27 protein-coding genes and 1 tRNA gene are annotated in these 25,929 nt (G+C 65.1%); 10 read left to right on the plus strand and 18 right to left on the minus strand.

What is annotated here, in order from left to right:
* The first annotated feature begins 29 nt into the window (after nt 1-29).
* A complete protein-coding gene (locus X566_RS22860; protein WP_034471899.1) occupies nt 30-647 on the plus strand; it encodes a PilZ domain-containing protein in 618 nt (205 codons plus the stop codon).
* A gap of 385 nt (nt 648-1,032) precedes the next feature.
* Nucleotides 1,033-1,617 (plus strand): transglutaminase-like cysteine peptidase, encoded by a 585-nt coding sequence (locus X566_RS22865; protein ID WP_051444447.1) that lies wholly within the window; start codon nt 1,033-1,035, stop codon nt 1,615-1,617.
* Nucleotides 1,618-1,795: 178 nt separating this feature from the next.
* Here X566_RS22865 and X566_RS22870 read toward each other — a convergent pair whose 3' ends face one another.
* The 4 genes from X566_RS22870 to X566_RS22885 all read right to left on the minus strand — a co-directional run bounded on the left by X566_RS22870 (nt 1,796) and on the right by X566_RS22885 (nt 4,491).
* On the minus strand, nt 1,796-2,650 hold the full coding sequence (locus X566_RS22870) for an alpha/beta fold hydrolase (RefSeq protein ID WP_034471903.1): 855 nt from the start codon (nt 2,648-2,650) through the stop codon (nt 1,796-1,798).
* A gap of 113 nt (nt 2,651-2,763) precedes the next feature.
* A complete protein-coding gene (locus tag X566_RS22875) occupies nt 2,764-3,294 on the minus strand; it encodes a gamma carbonic anhydrase family protein (RefSeq protein ID WP_034471906.1) in 531 nt (176 codons plus the stop codon).
* 98 nt (nt 3,295-3,392) lie between these two features.
* The gene (locus X566_RS22880) at nt 3,393-4,001 is read right to left on the minus strand and encodes a bifunctional 2-polyprenyl-6-hydroxyphenol methylase/3-demethylubiquinol 3-O-methyltransferase UbiG (RefSeq protein WP_034472849.1); all 609 of its coding nucleotides are present in this window, start codon (nt 3,999-4,001) and stop codon (nt 3,393-3,395) included.
* 157 nt (nt 4,002-4,158) lie between these two features.
* Nucleotides 4,159-4,491, minus strand: a complete 333-nt coding sequence (locus X566_RS22885; RefSeq protein WP_034471909.1) for a DUF6949 family protein — start codon at nt 4,489-4,491, stop codon at nt 4,159-4,161.
* A gap of 211 nt (nt 4,492-4,702) precedes the next feature.
* Here X566_RS22885 and X566_RS22890 point away from each other — a divergent pair, with 211 nt between their 5' ends.
* Entirely contained in the window at nt 4,703-5,407 is a 705-nt protein-coding gene (locus X566_RS22890) for a hypothetical protein (protein WP_034471912.1), read from the plus strand.
* A gap of 11 nt (nt 5,408-5,418) precedes the next feature.
* Here X566_RS22890 and X566_RS22895 read toward each other — a convergent pair whose 3' ends face one another.
* The gene (locus X566_RS22895; RefSeq protein WP_034472852.1) at nt 5,419-5,634 is read right to left on the minus strand and encodes a DUF3126 family protein; all 216 of its coding nucleotides are present in this window, start codon (nt 5,632-5,634) and stop codon (nt 5,419-5,421) included.
* A 203-nt stretch (nt 5,635-5,837) separates the two neighbouring features.
* Complete coding sequence (gene cysE, locus X566_RS22900) at nt 5,838-6,659, minus strand: serine O-acetyltransferase (protein ID WP_034472855.1); 822 nt, start codon at nt 6,657-6,659, stop codon at nt 5,838-5,840.
* Nucleotides 6,660-6,989: 330 nt separating this feature from the next.
* On the opposite strand from cysE, the gene X566_RS22905 reads away from it, so the two are divergent.
* Nucleotides 6,990-8,357 (plus strand): hypothetical protein, encoded by a 1,368-nt coding sequence (locus X566_RS22905; RefSeq protein WP_152540032.1) that lies wholly within the window; start codon nt 6,990-6,992, stop codon nt 8,355-8,357.
* On the opposite strand, the gene X566_RS22910 is transcribed toward X566_RS22905, so the two are convergent.
* Both X566_RS22910 and X566_RS22915 read right to left on the minus strand, forming a co-directional pair.
* Nucleotides 8,315-9,067, minus strand: a complete 753-nt coding sequence (locus X566_RS22910) for an alpha/beta fold hydrolase (protein ID WP_034471915.1) — start codon at nt 9,065-9,067, stop codon at nt 8,315-8,317. The two genes, X566_RS22905 and X566_RS22910, sit on opposite strands and share 43 nt — an antisense overlap.
* A gap of 82 nt (nt 9,068-9,149) precedes the next feature.
* Nucleotides 9,150-10,277, minus strand: coding sequence for a hypothetical protein (locus X566_RS22915; protein WP_244434858.1), 1,128 nt, complete (start codon nt 10,275-10,277; stop codon nt 9,150-9,152).
* A gap of 358 nt (nt 10,278-10,635) precedes the next feature.
* On the opposite strand from X566_RS22915, the gene X566_RS22920 reads away from it, so the two are divergent.
* Together X566_RS22920 and X566_RS22925 are read left to right on the plus strand one after the other, a co-directional pair.
* Complete coding sequence (locus X566_RS22920) at nt 10,636-10,881, plus strand: zinc-finger domain-containing protein (RefSeq protein ID WP_034472861.1); 246 nt, start codon at nt 10,636-10,638, stop codon at nt 10,879-10,881.
* On the plus strand, nt 10,854-12,041 hold the full coding sequence (locus X566_RS22925; protein WP_051444449.1) for an FAD-dependent monooxygenase: 1,188 nt from the start codon (nt 10,854-10,856) through the stop codon (nt 12,039-12,041). Before X566_RS22920 ends, X566_RS22925 begins: the two co-directional genes overlap by 28 nt.
* Here the strand turns inward: X566_RS22925 and X566_RS22930 are convergent.
* Together X566_RS22930 and X566_RS22935 are read right to left on the minus strand one after the other, a co-directional pair.
* Nucleotides 12,031-12,726 carry a class I SAM-dependent methyltransferase gene (locus X566_RS22930; RefSeq protein ID WP_034471918.1) on the minus strand — a complete coding sequence of 232 codons (696 nt, stop codon included), beginning with the start codon at nt 12,724-12,726 and terminating at the stop codon, nt 12,031-12,033. The genes X566_RS22925 and X566_RS22930 overlap by 11 nt on opposite strands.
* A gap of 22 nt (nt 12,727-12,748) precedes the next feature.
* Nucleotides 12,749-13,180: a hypothetical protein gene (locus tag X566_RS22935; protein ID WP_034471920.1), complete on the minus strand. Its 432-nt coding sequence runs from the start codon at nt 13,178-13,180 to the stop codon at nt 12,749-12,751.
* Between the two features lie 353 nt (nt 13,181-13,533).
* Between X566_RS22935 and X566_RS22940 the strand changes: the two genes are divergently transcribed.
* Nucleotides 13,534-14,553, plus strand: coding sequence for a tripartite tricarboxylate transporter substrate binding protein (locus X566_RS22940; protein WP_051444450.1), 1,020 nt, complete (start codon nt 13,534-13,536; stop codon nt 14,551-14,553).
* A 39-nt stretch (nt 14,554-14,592) separates the two neighbouring features.
* Here the strand turns inward: X566_RS22940 and ggt are convergent, their stop codons facing one another.
* Nucleotides 14,593-16,281 (minus strand): gamma-glutamyltransferase, encoded by a 1,689-nt coding sequence (gene ggt, locus X566_RS22945; protein ID WP_034471922.1) that lies wholly within the window; start codon nt 16,279-16,281, stop codon nt 14,593-14,595.
* Between the two features lie 96 nt (nt 16,282-16,377).
* Nucleotides 16,378-17,052 carry a L,D-transpeptidase gene (locus tag X566_RS22950; protein ID WP_034471923.1) on the minus strand — a complete coding sequence of 225 codons (675 nt, stop codon included), beginning with the start codon at nt 17,050-17,052 and terminating at the stop codon, nt 16,378-16,380.
* 530 nt (nt 17,053-17,582) lie between these two features.
* Here X566_RS22950 and X566_RS22955 point away from each other — a divergent pair.
* From X566_RS22955 to X566_RS22965, 3 genes are all read left to right on the plus strand, one after another.
* Nucleotides 17,583-17,669: transfer RNA gene (locus X566_RS22955), tRNA-Leu, on the plus strand.
* A gap of 193 nt (nt 17,670-17,862) precedes the next feature.
* Entirely contained in the window at nt 17,863-18,267 is a 405-nt protein-coding gene (locus X566_RS22960) for a YccF domain-containing protein (protein ID WP_034471924.1), read from the plus strand.
* A gap of 241 nt (nt 18,268-18,508) precedes the next feature.
* Nucleotides 18,509-19,399, plus strand: coding sequence for a crotonase/enoyl-CoA hydratase family protein (locus X566_RS22965; RefSeq protein WP_034471926.1), 891 nt, complete (start codon nt 18,509-18,511; stop codon nt 19,397-19,399).
* 146 nt (nt 19,400-19,545) lie between these two features.
* On the opposite strand, the gene X566_RS22970 is transcribed toward X566_RS22965, so the two are convergent.
* The 6 genes from X566_RS22970 to X566_RS22995 all read right to left on the minus strand — a co-directional run bounded on the left by X566_RS22970 (nt 19,546) and on the right by X566_RS22995 (nt 25,806).
* Nucleotides 19,546-21,582 carry a methyl-accepting chemotaxis protein gene (locus tag X566_RS22970; RefSeq protein WP_034472868.1) on the minus strand — a complete coding sequence of 679 codons (2,037 nt, stop codon included), beginning with the start codon at nt 21,580-21,582 and terminating at the stop codon, nt 19,546-19,548.
* 163 nt (nt 21,583-21,745) lie between these two features.
* A complete protein-coding gene (locus tag X566_RS22975) occupies nt 21,746-22,717 on the minus strand; it encodes an NADPH:quinone oxidoreductase family protein (RefSeq protein ID WP_034471927.1) in 972 nt (323 codons plus the stop codon).
* Between the two features lie 34 nt (nt 22,718-22,751).
* Nucleotides 22,752-23,366 (minus strand): 2-hydroxychromene-2-carboxylate isomerase, encoded by a 615-nt coding sequence (locus tag X566_RS22980; protein WP_034471929.1) that lies wholly within the window; start codon nt 23,364-23,366, stop codon nt 22,752-22,754.
* A gap of 181 nt (nt 23,367-23,547) precedes the next feature.
* Complete coding sequence (locus X566_RS22985) at nt 23,548-24,243, minus strand: glutathione binding-like protein (RefSeq protein ID WP_034471931.1); 696 nt, start codon at nt 24,241-24,243, stop codon at nt 23,548-23,550.
* A gap of 319 nt (nt 24,244-24,562) precedes the next feature.
* Nucleotides 24,563-25,075 (minus strand): xanthine phosphoribosyltransferase, encoded by a 513-nt coding sequence (gene gpt / locus X566_RS22990; RefSeq protein WP_034471934.1) that lies wholly within the window; start codon nt 25,073-25,075, stop codon nt 24,563-24,565.
* Complete coding sequence (locus X566_RS22995; RefSeq protein WP_034471937.1) at nt 25,072-25,806, minus strand: molybdopterin-binding protein; 735 nt, start codon at nt 25,804-25,806, stop codon at nt 25,072-25,074. Before X566_RS22995 ends, gpt begins: the two co-directional genes overlap by 4 nt.
* Nucleotides 25,807-25,929: the final 123 nt, after the last annotated feature.

Consider the following 25,929-nt stretch of genomic DNA (forward strand, 5'->3'; position numbering starts at 1 on the left):
ACCGATCACCGCGGCCCCGGTTGGCAGATATGGCGCTTGCACATAAGAATCCTCCGGCTGCCCCGCTGGGTGAGGAACGGAGACGCTTCCAACGCGTCAAGGTTCACCTCCTGGGACGGTACATGCTTCAGGATCATCGCGAGTTTCCGTGCCAGGTGGTGAACATGTCGCCGGGCGGGCTTGCGATGTATGCGCCGGGAATCGGCCAGATCGGTGAACGCGTCGTCGCCTACCTCGATCACGTCGGCCGCGTCGAAGGCAAAATCACCCGCCTGATCGACAACGGCTTCGCCATGACGATCTCGGCGACGCCGCGCAAGCGCGACAAGCTCGCTGCTCAGCTCACCTGGCTCGCCAACCGGCAAATCCTCAACCTGCCGGAAGACCGCCGCCACGACCGCATCGTGCCGCGCAATCCGAGCGGTGTGCTCACCTTCGAGGACGGCCGCAAGGTTCCCTGCCGCATTATCGATCTCTCGCTCTCGGGGGCTGCGATCGGCGCGCAGATCCACCCCGACGTTGGCACTGCGCTGATGCTCGGCCGGGTGCAGGCGCGGGTGGTCCGGCACCTCGACGATGGCTTCGCGATCGAGTTCCTGCACGCGCAACTTCCCGACACAGTCGAAGATAGCGTCACCGCCAGGTAAACGGCGCCGACGCCCAAACGTCTCTTTCCAGTCCGATCAAGCGCTTGATCCCGGCCTCCGCACCGGACGATGGCACCGGCGCGGCAGCTGCATCCGGTTGCCTGGGCGGTTAACGCTGCCGGTTGCGCGCGAAAGCGATGCGCATTTTCGCTGGCTTTGACGCGTTAATGCATAAAATTTGAATCAAATCGCGACGTTTCGAATTTTATGCAAAGTCGATTCAACTTCGCTTCGAGTTGTCGTTGAGTTTGACGCGTATTCGCTTCAATTGCTGATTTCGAACTTAGCTGCGGCGAAAATCGTTCGTGCGAAGTGTGGCCCAACAAGAAAACAGGGGGCCACAGTGGCTATTCGTTACGGACAGGGGATTGGTTTCGCGTTTGTCATGCTGCTTGCGATGGCGAACGGCGCACAGGCAAACGATCGCATCGCGTATGCAAGCGTCGGCGATACGTCGCGTGCACCGATCGGCTGGGTCGAATTCTGCGCCGACAATCCGCAGGAGTGCCGCAGCAGCCAAGCGCAGCCGCGCGATATCGTGATGTCGCAGAGCGCGTGGAAGGATCTCGTCCGCGTAAACCGCTGGGTCAACGAGACCGTCAAGCCGATGACTGACCAGGAACACTGGGGCGTGGTCGAGCGCTGGTCCTATCCGACCGACGGCTACGGCGATTGCGAAGACTACGTGCTGTTGAAGCGCAAGATGCTGATCGAAGCGGGCTGGCCGCGCGAAGCCCTGCTGATCACCGTCGTTCGCGACAAAAAGGGCGACGGCCATGCGGTGCTGACGGTGAAGAGCGACAAGGGCGAGTTCATTCTCGACAACCAGAACGAAGACATCCTGCCGTGGCAGGAAACTGGCTATCGCTTCGTCAAGCGCCAGTCGCAGGCCGACCAGAACGTCTGGGTCGCGCTCGGCGAGCCGCGCCCGAACGTGGCGACGGCAAGCGCCCGTTCGAGCGCCCGCTAAACAAACAGGAGCTCCGCGAACCGGTCACATCCCCACCCCTCCCCGTCCGACCGGTCCGCGCGCGGCCGAGCTTCCCCCAAGCTCGGCCGCACCTTTTTGATCTCAGCGTTGATCTCTGCCGATCAAAGCTGGCGCGCCTTCGCAACGAAAACCTGTAGCGCGCATCGCCGCAAGCGCATCAACGGCGCTGCGCGATCACACGCTCGACCCAATTCCGAAGCGCGATGGCTGCGCCCTCGTAACTGAGAATGCCGTGGTCGGCGTCGGCAATCGGATGCATCTCCGATTGCGGGATCGCCTTGTGCAGCGTCTCGCCCCACGCATAAGGCACGACGCGATCGGCTGTGCCGTGGATGATGCACACCGGCATCTGCAACTCCTTCAGCCGCGGCGTGTAATCGACGCCGAGATAGGCCTCGAAGTTCCTGATCTCGCCGACGGAATAACGAAACAGATCCTCCTCGGACACCGCCTGCAATGCGGCCTTCAGTTTTTCCTGCCGCGCGATCTCGGCCGCGTCCTTAGGCTCGCTCGGCGGCGGCACGCGCAGCGCATCCTTGCGCGACAGGAACACGGCCTTGTCGCCCTCGGCCTTGCAGCGCTGGACCAGCTCAAGCCGCGTCTTGCCCTGCGGCCGCTCCAGCGAGGCCAAATGCGCACCGGTGTTCGGCAGGCATAGCGCGATCACCCGCTCGGGCTTCGACAGCGCAAGCTCGAGCGCGATCGGCCCACCCGCCGAGGAGCCGACGATGATCGCCTTATCGATCGACAGGTGATCGAGCAGGCCGAGTGCATCGGCGGCCAGCGTCGGCAGCGTGTAATGGGCGTCGGTGTACGAAGACAGGCCGGCATTGCGGCGGTCGTAGAGAATGGTGCGAACGCGGTCGCGCGGCAGGATGGTCTTGATCGCGTGGGTCTGCGGCGCGAGCGTGGTCGGCGCACCGCCATAGCCGCCATGGATGAACAAGAGCGGCACACCCTCACCGACGCTGTCGTAAGCCAGCCGCACGCCGTTCACATCCGCAAAGGGCATCGTCCCCTCCTTGTTGTTCTTGTTTGTCTGATGCTGCGTGCCGGCCTCACAGGAACGTGGCACGCGAGCATCAGAGAGAGTATCGGCGCAGCCGAGGGCTACCCTGCCGCCGGTCAGCCGATCTTCTTCAGCCCCGCCTTGAAGCGCTTGGCGTTGGCGACGTAGCGCGGCGCGCCGCGCGTGAGTTGCGCGACCTGCTCCGGCGTCAGCGTCCGCACAGCCTTCGCCGGCGCGCCGATGATCAGTGAATTCTCCGGGAACTCCTTGTCCTCGGTGACGATCGCACCCGCGCCGACCACGCATCCGGACGCCAGCTTGGCGCCGTTCATGACGATCGCGCCCATGCCGATCAGGCAGCCGTCGGCGATGGTGCAGCCATGCAGGATCACGTTGTGGCCGATGGTGCAGTTCTTGCCGACGATCAGCGGCTTGCCGGGATCGGTGTGGCACACCGTATTCTCCTGCACGTTCGAGCCTTCGCCGATCTCGATCCACTCGTTGTCGCCGCGCAGCACCGAACCGAACCAGACGCTGGCGTCCGGCTTCAACCGCACCTTGCCGATCAGCACGGCGCTGTCGGCGACCCAGTAGCGGCCGTCGGAGGGAAGATCGGGCGCCTGCCCGTCGAGTTCGTAGATTGCCATGCCTGTCCGTGTCCTGTCCTTGGAGGGTTCTCAGTGTTTTGCGTCGCCATGACGGAGTCTGCCACGAAACCGCGGCCGGTGGCGAGCCGGTCAGTGCCTTACGGCTTCAGCGCGGTGACGTGCAGGAACGTACGCGGCACGCCGTCGTAACCGCCGCCGGGCGCCTCTTCCATCGTCACATCGATCCAGGCGCCCGCCTGCCGGTATGTCGCCTCGAGCCGCGCGCGCGACGGAAAGTTGTAATAGCGGCCGAGTCCGTCGCGATCGCCGCCGTCGCCCATCTTGTAGCTCGCATAGAAGCGGCCGCCGGGCTTCAGCGCGACGAAGATGCGCGTCAGCACGTCGCCCAGATGCTCCGCCGGCACATGCAGCAGGCACGCATTCGCCCAGACCGCATCGTAGGCCGCGAGCGCGTCCAATTCCGCGAACCGCATCAGCTTTACGGGCCGTCCGAGCCGCTTTTCTGCTTCGCGCGCAAGCCCCGGCGAACCGTCGGTCGGCGTCACGTCGAAGCCGGCGCGGATCATCGTCTCGGAATCCTGGCCGCCGCCGCAGCCGAGTTCGAGCACGCTCGCGCCCGGCTTCAGCGCCGCCATGAAGCCCTCCAGCCGCGGATTGCGCTCCGGCTTCGGGCGCACCGCATAGCTCGCAGCCTCGCGGTCGTAGAAGGCAAGCGTTTGCGCATCGTGCGCGACATTGTCTGACATCTGGAAACCTGCGCTGATCCATTCCATGAGCGGCACGATGTCAGCATCTGCATCCGATTACGACAACGCGCCCGCAAATCCCGACATCGCCCGCACCCATTTGCCCGCCAATCAGCGGGCCGCGCAAGCAGGATGCGGCAAGTCAGCCCTGCATGATTCAGCCCTGCATCAGGCCGACCGCCTGCAGCATCATCACGAAAAAGGTGCCGGACATCATGCTCCAGAAGCCTGCGAGCACCGTCGCCAGCATCACGAATTCGAAACGACGGCGTTCGATCCTGCGGCCGCGCACGGTGTTGCGCATGATGATGAAGGGCGCGGCAAACACCAGGAACGGTACGGCGGCGAAGGTTTGCGGACTGGCCCCACGGGCGAGCAGGCCGAACCCGGCCGGCTGTTGCACCAGCCCCTGATAGGCCGAGACCAGCGCACCCGCGAGCGCAAAACCGATGCCGATCGCAAGAAAGGAATGCAGCGTATCAAGGGACATGCCGGGCTCGCGTCTGTGCACAACGACGCGACAGGCTTCGCAAATGTCCGTTGGCCGCGCCAGCTTATCCTTAAGAAAAGGTTAATGCGCGAGGCGCGACCCGCCCCGCACGCATGACTTGCGATACCCGATCGCTGCCACAATAGCGAGGAAATCGCCGCGCGCATGGCATACTGCACGCTGATTCGACGCAAACTGCGGTTCTTCCTCGATGTCTTCCTACTCTGCCTCGCCTGCGCAGCCTGCCCGGCAGCCGCATCGGCCGAGTCCGCTTGCGCTCATGACATGCTGCGTGGTCGGCATCGCCGCCCTTGCCGGCGTCGTCTATCTGCTCTGGCCGACCTGGCACGCCACGGCCGCGAACGATCCGGACCGGCTGCCGATCACCATCGGCAGCGCGCTGTTCAACGTGCCGGCGAAAGCGATCCGCATGCGCATGCAACGCCGCGCCGGACCGCAGGAGCGGATCGATCTCGCCTTCGAGTATCCATCGCTGCAGCCGCCCGCGCCGCAAGTCCACGTCACCGCCGACACGGTCGAATCCCTGCCGGTCGCGCGCGATCGGATCGTGATATCGATCGCCGCCGATGGTGACGTGATCACGCCGCAGGAGCGCGTGCGCACGATCTATCCACGCTATGTGGAGGCCGACAGCACGACGCAGGACGGCTTGACCGCCCGCGCCTTCCGTGAGTCCTCGCCTTATCACGGCGAGGACCTGTTCACGGCGACGACGCCATACTTCGTCGTGCGTTGCACGCGCGATGCGATGACGCCGGGAATGTGCCTGAGCGAACGCCGTGTCGACGGCGCCTACGTCACCTATCGCTTTCCGCGCGCATGGCTATCGGACTGGCGTGGCGTCGCGAACGCGATGGATAAGCTGATCGAGCAGATGCAGGGCAGAACGGGCTGACGCGCCCGCTCTCAAGCCTCGTCGAGATCGGTATCGAGGATCGCCATCTGGAACTGATAGGAGCGGTCGTCATCCTCGTCGTCGACGAACAGGATGCCGACGAACTCCTCGCCGATATAAACTTCCGCCGAGTCGTCCTTCTTCGGCCGCGGCACCACGCGGATGCGCGGATTGCCGAACAGCCGCTTGAGGTAGCTATCGAGTTTCCTGACTTCCTGAACGTTCACAATCGTCTCCTCGTCCACTCGCGTCTGCACGCGGGAAATTTGAGGCCAACCTTTATTGCCTGTCGTGAGGAAGCGCTAGGGGTTCAACTCCAACATTTGCATCCAAGTACGGCCAAGCCGCACGCGAATGCGCGTCATCAAAGAACCGTCAGCAAACATAAGGGCTTAGGGAAGCGGGGATTGAAGCCCGCGCACCGCTCGGCTCACTCGCCGCCGTTCAGCATCTGATCCATGGTGCGCGAAGGCTCCGCGCAGCCTGCGGCGCCGACCACTTTTGCCGGCACGCCCGCCACCGTCACGTTGTTCGGCACCGGCTTCACCACCACAGAGCCCGCGGCGATCCGCGCGCAATGGCCGACCGCGATGTTGCCGAGAATCTTTGCGCCGGCGCCGATCATCACACCGCGACCGATTTTCGGATGACGATCCTCGTTCTCCTTGCCGGTTCCCCCGAGCGTGACGTCATGCAAAATCGAAACGTCGTCTTCGATCACCGCCGTCTCGCCGACCACAAATCCTGTGGCGTGATCGAGGAAGATGCCGCGGCCGATGCGCGCTGCCGGGTTGATATCGGTCTGGAAGGTTGCCGAGGAGCGGCTTTGCAGGAAGTAGGCGAAATCCTTGCGGCCCTTGTTCCAGAGCCAGTGCGCCAGACGGTGCGTCTGAATCGCGTGGAAGCCTTTGAAGTAGAGCAGCGGGTCGATGAAGCGCGAGGTCGCCGGATCGCGGTCGTACACGGCGACCATGTCAGCGCGGAAGGCGTTGCCGATATCCGGATCGTCGCGCAGCGCTTCCTGGTAGGCTTGGCGGATCAGATCACCCGACAGTTCGGGATGATCGAGCCGCTCGGCGACGCGATGGACGATGGCATCCTCCAGCCGCGAATGATGCAGCACCGAGGAATAGATGAAGGTCGCCAGCTCCGGTTCCTTGCGGACGATTTCTTCCGCTTCGTGCCGGACATGCGCCCAGACCGGGTCAAGCTTGCTCAGGGCGGACTGCGTGTCGAGGCGGGTTTTGGACATGGATTTCATCCGGCAGTTCTTCAGGAGGCGATCCTACCACATAATGCGCCTTGGTCATGCCGCAATGACTACGCGCACCGGATATGAGGTAAAAGATTTGCTCGCGTGCGTTGCAGAGCTCCGCGTTCGCGTCCAACAATCTGATTCTCACGAATAGAATCAATAACTTGCGTATTTGCGGATGGTTTGGACGAGGCTGCTCGCCGCTCCCTCCGCCAAGAGTTGAAGTCTCGGAAGCATCATGACGATTGTGTCTGCCGGGCCGGCGCCGCATAGTCCGCCGCGGGGATGAGGGGACAAGCAACCAGCACGCTCGCGCTCCGTGAGCGCTTGAGAATCTCGGCTGCCGCAAGCTTTGCGGCGGTGCTGCTGCCGCTTGCGCTGATGCTCCCTGCCCTCTGGAACGGTTTTCCGCTGCTGCAATACGACACCGGCGGCTACATCGCGCGCTGGTACGAAGGCTATCTGGTGCCGAGCCGCTCCACGACCTTCGGCCTCTATCTCCATCTCGGCGAGGACAGCCACTTCTGGCTCAACCTCAAACTGCAGGCGCTCGCCACGATCTGGATCCTGCAGGCAGTGCTGCGCGTCTACGACGTGGCGCGGCTGGCGCAGATCATCACCGTCGTCGTCGTCCTTGCGCTGACCACGGCGCTGCCGTGGCTCGTCAGCTTGCTGCTGACCGACATCTTCGCCGGCCTGTCCGTGCTGTCCTTGTTTCTGCTCGTGCTGCACGGAGAACGCGTCTCGCGGCTGGAGCGCGGCGCGTTGTTCCTGTTCACCGCCTTTGCCGCCGCCTCCCACAGCGCGACGCTTGCGGTGCTGCTCGGGCTCGTCGGCTGTGCTGTCTTGGCGCGGCGCTGGCTGGCACGCGCCCTTCCACTCAAGGGCATCGTCCACGGCGGGCTGGCGCTGCTCGCCGGCGCGGCGATGCTGCTCGCCACCAACCTGATGATGAGCGGCAGGCTCGCCTGGACGCCTGGCGCATACGGCATTGCCTTCAGCCGTATCCTGCAGGACGGCATCGTCGCACGCTATCTCAACGACCATTGCGCCCGCGAGGCATTGAAGCTCTGCCCGTATCGCAACGATCTCCCCGCCACCGGCGACATGTTCCTATGGGGCAAGAGCGTGTTCAATCAGCTCGGCCGCTTCGAGGGCATGAACGACGAGATGCGGGATATCGTGCTGCGCTCGCTGATCGCCTATCCCGGTCAGCATCTCAGCACGGCCGCCGCGGCGGCGATCAAGCAACTGACGATGGTTGCGACCGGCGAAGGCGTGCACAGCGACTTGATGCACACGCACCGCATTATCGAACGTTACCTGCCGCAGCAGGCCCTCGTCATGCAAACCTCGCGGCAACATCGCGGCGACCTGTCGTTCACCGAGATCAACCGCATCCATGTGCCGGCGGCACTCGCGTCGCTGCTGCTGATCGCAGCGCTCACCGCCTACGCGCTCTGGCGCCGCACCTTCGACGATATCGCGCTGCTCTGCGTCACCACCCTGCTGGCCGTGCTCGGCAATGCGGCGGTGTGTGCGGTGCTGTCAGGCCCGCACGACCGTTACGGCTCGCGTCTCGCCTGGATCGCCACATTCACGGCACTGGTCGCGTTCCTGCGCAGCTATCAAGCCCGCGCCGGCGCGCTCGATCACGCGCTGCTCGTGAGGAACGCCAGCACGCCCTCCTTGTAGACCTTGTCGCCGACCGCGCGCATGTGGTCACGGCGGGGAATGTCCAAGACCTGCGCGCCGTTGATGATCTCCGCAAGACCTGACGCCGAGCCCGCGATCTCATCGGTGGTTCCGACCGCGATCAGCACCGGCACCGCGATGCCTGCGACCTCTTCCCGTGTCATCAACCGGCGCGAGCCGCGCAGACAGGCGGCCAGCGCGCGGTGGTCAGACCGCGTCTGATCGGCGAAGGCGCGGAACATGCGGCCCATCTTGTGGGTGACCGCATCGAGCGACGGCGCCTCCAGCGCCTTGGCGACGTTTTCGTCCGGCCCGCCGCCCTCGATCAGGCCAAGCCCGATGCCGCCGAGGATCGCGCGATGCAGGCGCTGGCCGTGATGACGCGCCAGGTAGCCGGTGATGCGGCCGCCGAGCGAATAACCCATGATGTCGGCGCGGGCGATGCCGAGATGATCCATCAGCGCGAGCACGTCACCGGCCATGGTGCCGATGTGATAATCCTCGGGATCGTAGAGCTTGGTGGAGTCGCCATGTCCGCGGTTGTCGAGGGCGATCACGCGACGGCCGGCCTGCCGCAGAAACGAGACCCAGGTCGGATAGACCCAGTTCACGTTCTTGCTCGACGCGAAGCCGTGCACGAGCACGATCGGCTCGCCCTCGCCCTCGTCGAGATATGCGATTTCAACACCGGCGTTGGTAAAACAGGGCATCGGAACTCGTGCTTGGTCGCAGGCTGGAAAGACGATCGAGGTGGGAGAAGAAGGTAGCGAAGCGGGCCGCGGACGTCGAGGTTCAGGCCGCGGCAACGGCTTGCCGGGCGCGCCGCTCGCGCTTTCGTAACCACAGGCGATGGGTGATGCGCTCGGTGAGCGACTTGATCGAGGCAAGAATTCCAAACAGGAACAGAAGCGCGCTGAGCAGCCAGCTCGCCAGATTGAACGCGCCCGCCGCCAGCAGCAGCGCGCCGCGTCCAAGAACTTTCAGCAACGCCCGCGTCTGGCTGCCCTTGCTCTCGGCGAGCTTTGCAGCCTTCGCAAGCTCCTTCGGATTGTCCGCCACCTTGACCACGTCGAGCGCGGCACGGGCGCCGGCCTTTTCGCCGACGCGACCGACATCCTTCACCGCAGCGACCAGCAGCCCCGCCTTCTCGGTGCGGACCGCCGCTTTCAAAGCGCCGAGCGATTCGCCGGGCCGCGTCACCGATACGTTGGAAACCGCGCGCCGCAACCCATCCGTGTCGATCACATCAGCGGTCGAGCGCCGCGCCCAATGCGCCAGCCCTTCGCTCAGCCGCGCGGACTTGCGGGCGCCCTTGAACAGGCTGAGACCCGCCCGCGCGGGACTGACGGTGCCGACCGATGTGTAGGTGCCGGCGGTGATGGCGAGTCCGACCGCGGCAAGGCCGAGCACCAGCGTATCGGCCTGCTCGCCGAGGGCGTAGCGGCGCCCCTCGCGCACCATGTCGCGAATGTCGCCGAAGGTGAACAGATCGCCGGTGACGGTGCCGGACAGGCTGGCGAGATCGTCGGCTTCGCCGGTGACGAAACCGCTGGCGAACCGCCCGGCCAGGTGCGCAACCGAGCGCTGCTCGGCCACCGCGTCGGTGACTTTGACCAGAAGATCCGCCGAGACCGGCAGGTTCTGCGCGTCCGCAACGTCAACGAAACTCTGGGCGAGATCGGCATCGCCTTGTGCCAGCGCGGCCTGGATCTCGCGATCGATCAATGCCGGATCGCCCTTCACCGCACGTCGAAGTTGCAGATCGCTCAAGACCGCAGGATCGTCCTTGGCGGCGAAAATCGCAGCCGCCTCGCGGGCCTGCGGCCAGACGGCCATGAGCCCGCCGGCACAGAGCGCAGCGCAGGCAAGAGCGGCAAGCGGTCGAGACAGGAACGTCAATGTCATCAACGTCAATGTCATCTCAGTCCATCGCGCGGCATGGACGCTGAAGGAAACAGCCGGGAAAGCCGAAACCAGCCTGCCACGTGCCCACGCTCTCGTTAAGGCCCTCGTGCCGCGGGATTGCCCGCGCGGATGCCTGTACGGCACATACACAGTCACATAGCGCTGACGCCTGCCGAGACAAGCGGGCTGACATGCGACCAAAGACGGCCTTTCTTAAACGAGCGATTGTGTCGATTTTACCAGCCGCGCGGGCGGTATGGAGGCATGCAAGGCAGGGGTTCCTCTAGGAATCGCCACAACTCGCGATTATGGTGCGCGCGGCTCGGCAGGGTGCCGGCCGGTTCAGCCGCAGAAGAAGCTCGAGGTTAAGATCATGGCCGACCACGTCGTCCCCCATTTCCAGAATGATGCGGGCGTTCCCGTCATCGAAATCGGGGCCACGGAATTCATGTGCGTCGGCGCGCAGCCGCCTTTCGATCATCCGCATGTGTTCCTCGACCTCGGTGACGATCGCGAGATCATCTGCCCCTACTGCTCGACGCTCTATCGGTACGCTGGTGACTTGGCCGCCGGAGAATCACGCCCGCCGGAATGTGCGCTAAAGGACAAGGCAGCCTGACACCGGCGACCACCGCGCAGACCCGTGCACGGCGCGCGGTCGCGGTCGCCGGCGCCGGGATCGGCGGATTGACCGCGGCACTGACGCTGGCCGAGAAACGTTTCCACGTCGTCCTGCATGAAAAGGCCGAGGCGCTGGAAGAAGCCGGCGCCGGTATTCAGCTCTCCCCGAACGCCACCCGCATCCTGATCGGCCTCGGTCTGGAGCAGGAGGTCGCCGCGCGCGCGGTGACGCCGGACGGCATCAGCATCCGCAACGCGCGCAGCGGGCGTGAGATCGTCCGCATCCCGCTCGGCGCCTTCGCCCAGGCCCACTATGGCGCCCCGTATTGGATCGTCCATCGGGCGGACCTACAGGCCGCCCTGCTCGCTCATGTGCGCGCACACCCGGACATCGACCTGCGGCTCGGATCAGCCTACTCGGACAGCATCCACCCCGGCATGCCGCTGATCGGCGCCGACGGCGTCTGGTCCCGCGTCCGGCAGCAGCTTTTCGGCGGTCCGCCTGCGACGTTCTCCGGTCATGTCGCCTGGCGCGGCACGCTGGACGCCGCCGCCTTGCCGCGCGACATCGCCCCCGGCAGCATCGCGCTCTGGCTCGGTCAGGCCGCCCATCTCGTCGTCTATCCCGTCCGCAGCGGCACGCTCGTCAATGTCGTCGCGATCGTCGAGGGCCAATGGGAGCAGCAGGGATGGAATGCGCCCGGCGAGGCCGCCGAGATTGCCGCCGCGTTCGATCCGCGCCGCTGGTCGGGTGCTGCGCGCGACCTCATTGGCGCGATCGAAACCTGGCGCAAGTGGGCGCTGTTTTCGGTGAGCCACACGCAATGGGCGCGTGGTGATGTCGCGCTGATCGGCGACGCGGCGCATGCGATGCTGCCGTTCGCGGCCCAGGGTGCGGCGATGGCGATCGAGGACGCCGCAGTGCTTGCCGACTGCCTCGGCCAGTCACCGGACGATGCAAGCGGTGCGTTTCAGCGCTATGCGTTGCTGCGCCGCTCCCGCATCGCTCTGGTGAAACGCACGACCTGGCAGTCAGGCCTCATCTATCATCTGCCGCCGCCGGTCTCGCTTGCACGCAATCTGGTGATGACGCTGCTCGGCGGCGAGCGGCTGCTCGCTCAGCGCGACGCGATCTACCGCTGGCGGCTCACGCCGTAACGTCCGGCAGTTGCGCGATCGGCCACAGCGCCAGCGCCTTGTCGGCATAGTCGCCGCCCGCCTCATCGCAGCCTTCGACGATCACCGCCGCCGGTTCGGGAAAATCGAACGGCGCGCGCTGCAGGTTGAGCGGCCGCCAGTCGCCGTCATCGATGTCGCCGTTGCTGGTGATCTGCAGGAATGTCGTGGTCAGCAACCAGCGGCTGCCGGAGCGGCGGATATTGCGGAGCGCACGATGGATGTGCGCGAACGACAGATGCACCAGGCAATCGCGGCATAGGATCAAGTCAGCGGCAGGCAGGGGATCATCGACGAGATCGAGATGACGGAACGCGATACGATCCGGCCTTGCGTGGTGTGCCGTGTTTGCCGCGATCAGCGCCGGCACAATATCGGCACCGAGGTAGCGGACGCCCGCAAGGTCCACATGCGCCATCCAGCCGAAATCGCCGCATGGCAGGTCGAGCAGAGCGCGGATGTCGAGATCGCGCAGCAGCTTCGACAGCTCCCGTCGCAGCGTCGCGGTGGCCGCCAATTCCGATCCGACGCCGGAGACGGAACTGTCGGCACCCCACAGATTGGTGCGATGGATCAGATCGAAGCGTTGCGCGAGATCAAGACCGTCGAACGCGGTGCGGCTTTCGGCGAAGCAGCGTTGCGCGAGAACGGGCCGGCGGTGGTCCATGCCCTCCCGCCCCGATCAACCGTTAATAAACGCCGGCGCCGCTACGGCCTGCGGCCGGCTTCGCTCCTGGCGCGGGACGGGCCAGCGACGGATCGGTCGACACGTCGCAGCGGTTGCGCTGCCACTCATCGTTGGCCCGCTTCAACGTGGCCTGGGCGGAGAGGTAGTCCGGCCGGTACGCCAGCTCGGCAATTACCGGCCCGCCTGGGCCGGTCTCTGCCTTGTTCATCAGTCCCTTCAGCTCCTCGACACGCGCCGCATAGGACGTGCGGACCGACGCCAGCTGCTTGCAATCGTAGAGCGCGAATTTCGCGGGGTCGGAGAAAAACGTGGCCTCGTTGAGCGAGACGTTGGTGCCGCCGATCTCGCCGCCGGCGCAGCCGCCGAGCAACATCGCCGCGACCGCAAAAGCCGCCGACTGCTGAAACCACTTCGTCCCCTGGCGAACGCCCAAGACCACATCCCCTAAGACCACATCCCCTAAGACGACATCCCCCAAGACCACACCCATCGTTAGACTACCACCCCGACACTGACAGCGCGTAAAAGCAAGGCGCGATGTCGAGAATGTGGCTTCCGGCAGTTTGCCCGCCACAATCTCCGAACGATCCTCGACCGGCGAATGCGTTCGGCGCAGTCATACGTTCCCCACGACGGCCTGAAAAGTCCCCCTGTCCCCTGTTTTCTGACGGCGCGACAGGTTTGGTATCGCAACCGTCGTTGCGAACCATGCCAATGCTGGCATGCTGCCGTCATAAAATCCGAGCGGCGCAAGCCCGCCGCCGACAACGCCATCCGGGAGGTTCCATGACGACCGACATTCGGCGCGGCAGCAATCGAGGTTTACCTGCGGCCCTGCATCGCCTGGCCTCTGCAGTCCTGCTGATGCTGTCGCTCGTCTGTTGCCTGCCTGGCATCGCGGCTTCCGCTGCCGGCTATCCGAGCAATGTCGTCACGCTCGTCGTACCCTATCCCGCGGGTACTGCGACCGACACCTACGCACGCCTGTTCGCACGCAAGCTCGAAAGCGATTTCGGCCAGCGCGTCATCGTCGAGAACAGGCCCGGCGCGAACGGCATGAACGGCGCGGCGACGATCGCGCGCGCCAAGCCGGACGGCTACACGCTGCTGTTCACCACCAGTTCGACCCACACGTCCGTCCTCGGCCTCTACAAGGCGGTGCCGTATGATCCGATCAAGGACTTCACGCCGGTCGCGATCCTCGCCGCCGGATCGACCTTGCTGGTGGTGCGTTCGGATCAGAACATCAGCAACATTCCGCAGCTCGTTGCCGCGGCAAAAGCCAATCCCGGCAAGCTCAACATCGGCTTCGCCAATGCCAGCGGCCAGATCGCGGTGGAGGTTCTGAAGAAGCGCGCCGGCATCGATGTCGTCGGCGTGCCCTATCGCGGCACGCCGCAGGCGATGACCGATCTGCTCGGCGGCAACTTGCAGCTGATGGTCGCCGACATCGTCACCGCCGGACAGTATTTCGATCAGGGCAAGCTCAAGCCGCTGGCGTTCTTCTCCAAGCAGCGCCGCGCTGTTCTGCCGGATGTTGCGACCTATCACGAGACCATCGCGCCGGGCGTGGACCTGAGCTTCTGGTATGCCGTGTTCGCGCCGCCGGGCACACCGAAGGACGTGACCGACGTGCTGGCGAAGGCGCTTCGCAAGGCGCTCGACGACAAGGAGATCCAGGAGCACACCGCCAAGGTCGGCACCGAGATCGCCTGGACCGGTCCGGACGCGTTCACGCCCTATCTCGCCAGCGAGATCAGCCGCTGGGACGCGGTGATCAAGGAAGCCGGCATCCAAAAGGAATGACCGTAAGAGGAATGACCGACTCTTCGCGATCCAGTCCCCTCACGGGCGCCGCTCCAGGGTGAAGCGCACGCCCGCGCGCGCGAGCCCACCTGCCAAGCCGATCGGCGTGCCGTCAGCGCGCCAGCAGGCGGCGCCGGAGAGCGTGCCGTCGGCATGAAACTGGATCGCATTCATGCCGCCGGCGACGGCCGCCACCGGCAGCACGTCGTGCCCCATGGCACGCAACGCAGCACGGATGCTGTCGGGCACCGCCTGCTCGACCTCGAGCGCGTTGCCTTCGGTCCACACCCGTGGCGCCTCCACCGCCTCCTGCAGGCTCATGCCATGGTCGATCAGGTTGACCAGCGCCTGCATCGCGCTCGGGAAGATGCGTTTTCCGCCCGGCAGGCCCAGTGCGTACACCAGCTTGCCGTCACGCAGCGCCATCATCGGGCTCATCGAGGTGGTGACCCGCTTGCCCGGCGCGAGCGACAGCGCATGGCCGGGGCGCGGATCGAACAGGTTGAGATAGTTGTTCGGCACCATGCCGAGCCCGGGAATGAGGATCTTCGCGCCGAACAGATTGTTGATCGTCTGCGTGGTCGCGACCACGTTGCCGTCGCCGTCCGCCACCGTCATGTGTGTGGTGTGCGCGCCCTCGAGCTGACGTACGCCGGCGCTCCAGGCCTGCGCGCGCGACTGATCGATCGCCGCGCGCCGTTCGTCGGCATAGGCCTTCGAGGTCAGGCGCTCGACCGGCACCCGCACGAAATCCGGGTCGGCGGTGGCTGCAGCGCGATCCGCGAACGCGATCTTCAAGACCTCCGCCAACAGATGGATCGTCGCCGGCGTACCGAACCCCATCGCGCCGAGGTCGTAACCTTCGAGGATGTTCAGCATCTGCACGATGTGCACGCCGGATGCGGCCGGCGGCGGCGGTCCAAGAATATCAAAGCCGCGATACTTGCCTCGAACCGGCTGGCGCTCGACGACCTTGTAGGCACGAAGATCGTCGCGACCGATGAACCCGCCCTTCGCCTGCATGTAATCGGCCAGGATATCGCCGAGCGGTCCGCCATAGAGCGCCGCCTCGCCGTCCCGGGCGATCTGCGTCAGCGTCTCGGCATAATCCGCCTGCACCAGGCGGTCGCCGACCTGCAACGGTTTTCCATCCGGCAGGTAGCGCGCGGCGATCGGCTTGTCCTTCAGCATCTCGCGGGCCGCATCGCTGATGCATTCGTGCAGGTACGGCGTCACCGCGAAGCCGCGCGATGCATGCTTGATCGCTGGCTGCATCACGTCGGCAAGGCTCATGGTGCCGAACCGGCGCAGCGTCTCGCACCAGGCCTTCAACGAACCCGGCGTCGCCACCGCCTTCGGGCCGGTCAGGTTCTCGTCGTCCACCGTGTCAAACACGTCATGGGCAGACCCGGGCTTGGAGCGGAAGGTATCGCCGCGAACGGCGAGCGGCACCGTGCTCTGGCCGTCGATCACCCGGTGGCTGCCGTCGGCGAGGCGGATGTGCGCCATNCCCCCGCCGATCAAGCCGACCATCATCGGCTCGACCACAGTGAGCGTGAACAGGGTTGCGATCGCAGCGTCGATGGCGTTGCCGCCGGCCGCCAGCATCTCGGCACCGGCCGCCGAGGCCAACGGGTGGTTGGAGACCACCATGCCGCGGCTGCCCGACGCGGTCTGCTTCTGACATGCGAACGGTGTGCCCGCGCGGCTCCGCCAATCCTTTGCCATCGTTCCTGCCCGTTATGATGTGACGGCTCTGCGGCCGCCGCACCATCTTCTCCATCGGGCGGAATGCGTCAACGGCGCAATCGCGCCGGACGGCCGTTAGGCTGACACGGACGCGGCAGCGGACAGGACCACGGCCTTGGTCGGAATCGCGACACGCCGATAGAGATCGATGATGTCCTGGTTCAGCAGGCGGATGCAGCCGGAGGAGACCATCTTGCCGATGCTCCACGGCTCGGTGGTGCCGTGCAGGCGGTAGAGCGTGTCGCGTCCGTCCTTGTACAGGTAGAGCGCACGCGGGCCGAGCGGATTTTCCGGTCCGCCGGGAAGGCCGGCGGCATACTTTCCATAGCGCTCGGGTTCGCGGGCGATCATGTTGGGTGTCGGCGTCCAGCGCGGCCACTCCGCCTTGCGGGCGATCACCGCGTCGCCCTTGAAGTTGAAGGCTTCCGTCTTACCGACGCCAACGCCGTAGCGGATCGCCCGCCCCTTCTCCAACACGAAGTAAGCAAAGCGCGCGTAGGGATCGACGACGATGGTGCCGGGCGGCTGCGGAGTCGTGAAAGCCACCTCCCGCCGCAGATATTGCGGGTCGACCTCGCTGAGGTCGATCGCGGGCACGGGGAACGGTTCGGTCGTGATCGCCGCATACATCGTGGTGTAGCTCGGATCGACCAGGTTGCTCAAGGAATTGAGGATCGGTGGGCGCTGTGCCACGCATCCAGCAAGCAGGAGCGGCGGCGCGGCAATAACGATACGGCGGCTGATGGCCATCTTCTCTGATTGGGTTCCTGTTGAGTGTTCATTGTTGCGCGACACTGATCACGCGGGCTGGTGCGTTGTCCAGCCGTTATGACCTCATCATCTCCACAACCACGCGTAATTGATCGATCTCGATCGATCGCGCGGTCCGCGGATGCGAACGCAGCGCGATGACGCCCTCGCGTGGTCTTGCCGGATCGCAACCTGTGACCATAAAGCATCGCCCGGAACTTGGACGGCTTGATGCCTTCGTCCGATAACGCCCCTTCGACCTCGCGCCACCGGCGTCGTCACGAGGGCTGCACGGCGATCGCGCAACACATCCTCGCGGCGATCGAATCGTGATCCCCTTCAACAGGACCATGCGTCAGCCAACCCGCCCGTCGTGCAGCCTTGTGCGGGATGCCTCAGAGCGGTTGTTCAGGCCTGTGTAAGCTGCGGCGGCACACTGCTGCCGAAGCCCTCGGCTTGTGCAGGACCGGTCCACCGGCATGCAAACACCGGTTGACCTTGACGCAGAAAACCCTGCAAAACCAACAGGCGCGAACGTGGCGGAACTGGTAGACGCAAGGGACTTAAAATCCCTCGATGGCAACGTCGTGCGGGTTCGATTCCCGCCGTTCGCACCAAGTTCGTCGCTGACGGCCACAACGATCCTACTGATCCGAACCAGCCCGGCGCCAATGCATTCGGCGAGCTTGATCGGGCTTCCGCGCGTCGCTCGTTTCAGGCCGGCCATCATTCCCTTCGGTCCGCTGCAAGACTACATATGCTTGGCCGCGGTCCGCGCGGCTGATCGCTGGAGGTCCCATGTCGCGTCCCATGTCGCCCCTGTCGTTCCTCTTGAATCTGGCCTGGATCCTGTTCGGCGGCCTGTGGATGGCGGCCGGCTGGGTGCTCGCGGCCATCATCATGGCCATCACCATCATCGGCCTGCCGTGGTCGCGCGCGGCTTTCAACATCGCCGCGTATACGTTCCTGCCGTTCGGCCAGCGGGCGGTGTCGCGGGACACTTACACCGGCCGCGAGGACATCGGCACCGGCGCCTTCGGCATCATCGGCAACATCGTCTGGTTCGTGCTGGCAGGCTGGTGGCTCGCGCTCGGTCACCTGATCACGGCGATCGGCCTCGCCATCACCATCATCGGCCTGCCCTTCGCCTGGGCGCACCTGAAGCTCGCCGGCCTCGCGCTGTGGCCGATCGGCAAGACCATCGTGCCGGCGTGACGCCTCAGACCTGAGCGGCCGAAGAGATCGCGCCCCCACGCCGGGTCGCTGGCTGCGAACACGTCCGGACCATCACGATGCACGCACGCCCTGCCGTTTTCGCGAGGGCCGCGCGTTCCACTCATGCGCCTCTCCGCGTCGGCGCATTTACCCCGCCCGGACGACATGCCACGATAAGCGCGCAACAGGATGGCCTGCGCCATCCATAAAAACGTCTGTCTACGATTGGAGAAAATGCCGGATGGCCTACGAAACGATCCTCTATGAGGTGAAGGACCACGTCCTGACCATCACGCTGAACCGGCCGGACAAACTCAATTCGTTCACCGCGACGATGGGCGACGAACTGATCGACGCGTTCGACCGCGCCGACAAGGACGACGACATCCGCGCCATCATCGTCACCGGCGCCGGCCGCGGCTTTTGCGCCGGTGCTGATCTTTCCGCCGGTGCCAAGTCGTTCGACCGTGGCGCGCGCGGCAAGACCGCCCCGACGCTGCCGAACGGCGAGCCGGATCTCAGCGACGAGATCGTCCGCGACGGCGGCGGCCGCGTCACCTTGCGCATCTTCGAGTGCCTGAAGCCGGTGATCGCCGCGGTGAACGGCCCTGCGGTCGGCATCGGCGTCACCATGCAGCTGCCGATGGATATCCGCATCGCCTCGACCGAGGCGCGTTTCGGCTTCGTGTTCTCGCGGCGCGCGATCGTGCCGGAAGCGGCCTCGAGCTGGTTCCTGCCGCGCATCGTCGGCATCTCCCAGGCGCTGCAATGGACCTTCTCGGGCCGCGTGTTCCCGGCGCAAGAGGCGCTCGACGGCGGACTGGTATCCAAGGTCGTGCCGCCGGATCAACTGCTGCCGACTGCGCAGGCGATCGCCAAGGAGATCGTCGACAACACCGCGCCGGTGTCAGTGGCGATGATCCGTCAGATGATGTGGAAGATGCTCACCGCCGACCACCCGATGGAAGCGCACAAGGTCGACTCGCGCGGCATCTATGTCCGCGGCACCTCGAACGACGTGAAGGAAGGTGTCACCTCGTTCCTGGAGAAGCGCCCGCCGAACTTCACCGACACGGTGAGCAAGCACATGCCGTCGTTCGTGCCGTGGTGGAAGCCGCGCAAATACGAGTGACCAGCGCCGTTTGTACGGCTCAAGCGTCTTTCGAACGACAGCCGGTCCCGGGTCTGCTCCGGGATCGGCACTGGTTCGCGTGAAGCGCGTCGGCAAGACGCGAGCACTTCGGCTCTCGAGTCCATCAGAACCGGAAATGCTCAGGATCAGGCGGCGCGGATATCGCGCAGGAAGGTCTCGACCCGCTCACGCATCGTCTCCGCCTGTTCCGACAGCTCGCGCGAGGCGGACAGCACGTCGCCGGCCGCCGTGCCGGTGTGATCGGTGGCCTCGGACAGCCCACGCACGTTACCTGCGATCTCGGTCGTACCCGCCGCAACCTGCTGCACGTTGCGTGTGATCTCCTGCGTTGCCGCCGACTGCTGCTCGACTGCGCCTGCGATCGTCGCCGCGATCCGGCTGATGTCGCTGATCGTCGCGGTAATCGCCTGGATTGCCTGCACGGCGTCGGTCGAGGTGTCCTGGATTTCAGCGATCTGCGCCGAAATCTCGCCGGTCGCCTTGGCCGTCTGATCGGCGAGCGTCTTCACCTCCGCCGCGACCACCGCAAAGCCGCGGCCGGCCTCGCCCGCGCGCGCCGCCTCAATGGTGGCGTTCAGCGCCAGCAGGTTGGTCTGCGCGGCGATGGCGTTGATCAGCTTGATGACATCGCCGATCCGCTCGGCCGCGCGCGACAAGGTCGCGACCGTGGCATTGGTCCGCTCCGCCTCATCCACCGCCCTCTGCGCCACCTGCGCCGACTGCATCACCTGACGGCGAATCTCGTCGATCGAGCCGGACATCTCCTCGGTCGCCGCCGCGACCGTCTGCACGTTGCCGGTCGCCTGCGTGGTCGCGGCAGCGACGCCGGACGCCTGCTGCGAGACCGTCGTCGCTGTCGCCGACATCGAGGTCGCGGTCGCATGCAGCTCCGTGGAAGCGGTGGCCACCGACCGCAGCACGCCCGCCATCGCCTGGTCGAACGACTGCGCAAGCTGATCGACGCGGGCGGCGCGGGCCGACGTCGCCTTCAGGCTCTCGGCCTCCTTGGCTGCGAGCTCGCGCGACCGGATCATGTTGTCCTTGAACACAGCCACAGCACGGGCCATCGCGCCGACCTCGTCGCCGCGCTCCGTGTTCTCCACCGCGGCCGTTATATTGCCGTCAGCAAGCTCGCGCATGGAGCGCGCGAGCGACTCGAGCGGCAACGTCATGCTGCGGGCCATCACCATCACGAGCGCAAGGCTTACCAGCATCGCCGTCGCTATCAACGCGGCGAGCAGCACCAGCGCATGGGTCGCAGTCTGCTGCTTGCTGGCAGCCAGCGCCACCAGATCGGCTGCAAGCCTGTCCTCGATCGTCTTCAAGAGATCGATCCGCGCCGTCGACGCATCGAACCAAGCCTTGCCCGTCAATTCGCTGAGATCGCCGGATAGCCCGCGGTCGGCAACGAACGCGCGCATGGTCTTCACGGTCTCGATCACCGGGCCCGTGAGCGTCGCCGCATAGAAGCTGCGCTGCGCCGGCGTCGCGAGCGAGAGGAAGATGTCGAAATAAGCCTGCTGGGCCGCCTCGAGGTTCAGCGCCGCGCGATAGTCGGGCAGATGAAAGCGTCCCGCCGCAAGACCGCCCGCGATGCGCGCACGCTCCTGGCCGGCACGCTCCTTGCCCTGCACGAAGCTGACGTAGCTCGCAATCGCGATCGAGCTGTCGCCGTCGGCGGTCGCGGCGCCGATCGCGGCTGCCACTTCGATCAGCGCGGCGATCGTCTGCGAGAAATAGGCGATCGATGCCGGCGGCGCCAGCGTCAGCCCGTCGATGTCGCTTCGCTTCGGATCGAGCTCGGTAAGGGCAAGGCTCGCCTTCCGCACCGCCGTCTGCAGATCGGCGGCCTGCGTCGTGCCCGCCAGACGCTGCAGCGACTGCTGCGCCGCCGCCCGCTGCGCATCGCTGGCGTTGCGCTGATCGGCCAGCTCGACACGCATCTGTCCGCCGCGGCTCGAAAGGAACACCGACGATGCGCCCCGCTCCTTCTGCAGCTCGTGTACCAGCCGGCTGAAATTGCCGACGTCCTCGGCATAGACGCTGAGCCGCATCATCTCCGATCGAACCCGCCACTTCTGCGACAGTTCGTAGCCGGATAGCGCGATCAGCAGCGCGATGGGAAGCAGGATGGCCAGCAGCAAACGCTGGCGGATTTTCATATCGGTCAACAAGACAGTCCCCCCGACTTCGTTGTCGGTCAAAATCGACGGGACCTTCACATTCGCGCGCTAATATTCCGTGAACCCATTTGCGCGGCACGCTGCCGATAATTTCGGCAGCATGCGTGCACGCGCCGGCCCAGCCAACGCGTGCGTATAACCTTTACATCACCAGCGCGACACGACCGATCGCTTTGCGGTCGATCAACAGGCGCATCGCCTCTGCCCACTTCTCGAGCGGCAGGCGGTGCGAGATGTTCGGCGATATCTTGCCTTCTTCGGCCAACCGCAGCAGGTCGCGCTGGCGTGGCCCGGCAAGGCTCGGATCGCGTCGCATCGCCTCGCCTGCACGAATGCCGAGCACGCTGGCGTTCTTGATCAGCACGAGGTTGGTCTTGGCCACGCCGACGCCGCCGAGGAAACCGACGATGCAAAGCCGCGCCCCCCAATTGATGCAGCGCAGACTCTCCTCGAACGCCTGGCCACCGACCGGGTCGAACACCACGTCGGCGCCGCGGCCGTCGGTGAACGCCTTGACCTGCTCGCGGAACGGCTGGCCCGACAGCAGCGTGTGGTCGGCACCGCGGGCGCGGGCGATCGCCAGCTTCTCCTCGGAAGAGGCGATCGCGATCACCTTCGCTCCATAAGCCTTGCCGAGCTCGACCGCCGCCAGGCCGACGCCGCCGGCCGCGCCATGCACCAGCAGCGTCTCGCCGGGCTGGATCCGCGCGCGGTCGATGATCGAGTAGTAAGCCGTGCCATGGCCTGCGAAGAAGGTCGCCCCCTGCGCATAATCGAAGGTCGAGGGCATCGGCGTCAGGTTCTCCGGCGTCACCATGATTTCTTCGGTGTAGGAGCCCTGCTTCGGCTTCACCATCACCCGGTCGCCCACCTTGAATCCCTGCACGTCGCTCGCGACCTCGGTGACGTCGCCCGCGGCCTCCATGCCCGGAATAAACGGCAGCGGCGGCTTGTGCTGATATTTGCCCGCGACCATCAGCACGTCCGGATAGTTCAGCCCGGCGGCGCGAACCGCGATCCGCACATGGCCCGGCTCGAGCGGCTTACTCTCGAACGTTTCCAGATGCAGCGATTCCGGCTCACCCAACTCACGACAGACGACAGCCCTGGGCATTCTTGGTCCTTCTTCTTTCAGGTTTGGAATTCAACTACGCGCGCAGGCCGAGCTTGCGCTCGATCGCCTCGCGCAACAGCGGCAGCCGATCGTTGCCGAAATACATGTCGGTCTTGTCGACGAACATGGTCGGCGAGCCGTAGCCGCCGCGCGCAATCACTTCATCCGTGTTGGCTTTGAGCTGATCCTTGATCGCCTGATCGGCAACGCCGGCCAGAAACTTCTGCGGATCGACGCCGACACGCTGGCAGATCTTCGCCAGCACCTCGTCCTTGGAAATGTCCTCGTCGTCGCCCCAGTAGGCCTCGAAGCACGCGGTGGCGAACGGCAGCAGCTTGCCTTCCTTCTCCAGCAGGATGCAGCCGCGCATCGCCTTCACCGAATTCACCGGGAACACCGTCGGCGGCATCTTGATCTTTAATCCTGCCGAGCGCGCCCAGTCCTGCATGTCCTTCTTGCCGTACCGCTGCTTGGCGGGCACCGGCGCGTTGCGGCTGTTGTAGACGCTCGGATTGACCGCATTGAAGATGCCGCCGACCAGCACCGGCCGCCAGGTGATCGGCACATTATACTGCTTGGCGATCGGCTGGATGTTGTGGAACGCCAGGTAGGTCCAGGGGCTCGAGCAGTCGAAGAAGACTTCGATCATTGGTGTTTCCTCGTCATTCGCCGCTTGATTGCGGCCTTATCAGTCGTTCGTCATTCCGGGACGCGCCCGGAATCCAGACTCCCGGTGGTGGTTATGGATTCCGGGCTCGCTCGCTTTGCTCGCGCCCCGGAATGACGTCCGTTGTCTTGACCACATATCATTGCTCGAAGCCGTGTTCCCGTCACGCTCCCGGCTTCTTGATGCCGAACATGATGCGGCGCGCCTCGTCGTCCATCGGCACCTTCTCGGTCTCCTTGCCGACCGCGAGCCCCTTCTGCACCTCGGGCCGTGCGCGCACCTCCGCATACCAGCGCTTGATATTCGGATAGTCGTCGAGAGTTATTCCCTGCGCCTTGTGGGTCATGGTCCAGGGAAAGCACGCCATGTCGGCGATGGTGTAGTCATCGCCAGCAACGAAGCGGCCGGTGCGGCCGAGCTGGCCGTCGAGCACGCCATAGAGCCGCGCCGCCTCGCGCGCGTAGCGATCGATGGCATACGGGATCTTCTCCGGCGCGTAGAGCTTGAAGTGACCGTTCTGGCCGAGCATCGGCCCGAGCCCGCCCATCTGCCACATCAGCCATTGCGTCACCTTGTAGCGCTCACGCAACGCCTGCGGCATGAACTTGCCAGTCTTCTCGGCGAGATACAGCAGGATGGCGCCGGTCTCGAAGATCGCCACCGGCTCGCCGCCATCGGCCGGATCGCGATCGACGATCGCCGGAATCCGGTTGTTGGGACTGATGGCCAGGAATTCGGGTTTGAACTGCTCGCCACGCCGGAGCGACACCGGGATAACGGTGTACGGCAGGCGGCACTCCTCCAGCATGATGGAGATTTTCCAGCCGTTCGGGGTCGGCGCGTAGTGCAGATCGATCATGGAAGGCCTGACAACGGAAGGTAATGCGCGACGGCCGACCATAACGGCTGCCGCTGCCCGGTGCTACCGCACAAACTCCTGCGGCCCCGCGCATTTACGCAACCCTCGTGGCTGTGCTGTCATGGAGATTGTCGCCGTCATTCCAGAACGATGTCGTCTTGACTCTCCCCGTCTTGACGGGGAGAGGTCGGATTGCACACGGCCAAGTTTACGCTGGCTGCATAGACCTCGCTGTGTGCACTCCGGGTGAAGGGCAAAGACACCGCGTCAATTGTGAGTTGCCGATTGCCACATCCGTGGATGTGGGAGATCCGAAAAGCTACGCCCCACCCTCGCGGATCGGCGGCTGGAACGCCAATCCTGTGTCCCAGGGAAAGAAGATCCAGGTGTCCTGCGACACCTCCGTAATAAAGGTGTCCACCAGCGGCTTGCCCTGCGGCTTGGCGTAGACGGTGGCGAAGTGCGCGTCGGGCAGCAAGTCGCGGACGATGCGCGCGGTCTTGCCGGTGTCCACCAGATCATCGACGATCAGCAGGCCCTTGCCGGTGCCGCCGCCGAGCGCCAGTGTCTCCGGCGACACGGATTTCAGCACCCGAAGGTCGCCCTGGGTCTGATGCTCGTAGCTGACGACGCAGACCGTATCGATGATCCGCACGTTGAGCTCGCGCGCGACGATCGTCGCCGGCACCAGGCCGCCGCGGGTGATGCCGACGACCGCGGCGAACGGGCCGAGTCCGCTCAGCCGCCAGGTCAGCGCCCGGCAGTCGCGGTGGAACTGGTCCCACGAGACGGGGAAGATCTTGTCGGGCGACGGGATCGCACTCTCGCTCACCGCGCGACCTTCAGCGTCGCCAGCATCGCCTGCACCGCGTCCATCGCCGCGCGCAGCTTCTCCGGGTCGCGCGAACGCACCACCAGGTTGGTGTTCGGCTTCTTCTCCTCGTCGAGGAACGGATAGCTGCCGATCACCGTATCCGGATGCGCCTCTTGAATCTCCCGCAGCGGCGTGCCGATGTCGCCCTCGCGCGCATTGGCCTTGACACTTTCCGACAGCATGCGCGGGCCCGAGCGCAGCTTCGGCGCGACGATGTCCATCATCGCCTGCATGATCGAGGGCACGCCCGCCATGGTGATGACGTTGCCGATCCAGAAGCCCGGCGCCATGATGGTGGCGCTTTCCACCAGCGCCGCGCCGTCCGGTACCCGTGCCATCCGCAACCGCGCCTCGTTCAGGTCAGCGCCGAAGCGCTTCTTGAAGCGCTCCACCACATCCGGGTGATAGTTGATGCCAACGCCGAACGCCTTCGCCACGCTGTCGGCGGTGATGTCGTCGTGGGTCGGACCGATGCCGCCGGTGGTGAACACGTAATCGAAGCGCTTGCGCAGCGCATTCAGCGCATCGACGATCTCCTGCTCCTCGTCGGGGACGACGCGGACTTCCTTCAGGTCGATGCCGATATTGGTCAGATACTCGGCGATGAAGCCGATGTTCTTGTCTTTGGTCCGGCCGGACAGGATCTCGTCGCCGATCACCAGAATGCCCGCCGTGACGATCTCGCTCATCGAACCTGCTCCTTGAACGTCCATTCAACCTTTGCGCCGCAGCAAGCGCAATGCCCGGCTTGCGGCGATATGCCTGTGCAAACGGCAGCCCGCCGCCCATTCATGCGGCATTGCCGTCGGCAT

It is taken from the genome of Afipia sp. P52-10, assembly GCF_000516555.1.
GTDB lineage: Bacteria > Pseudomonadota > Alphaproteobacteria > Rhizobiales > Xanthobacteraceae > P52-10.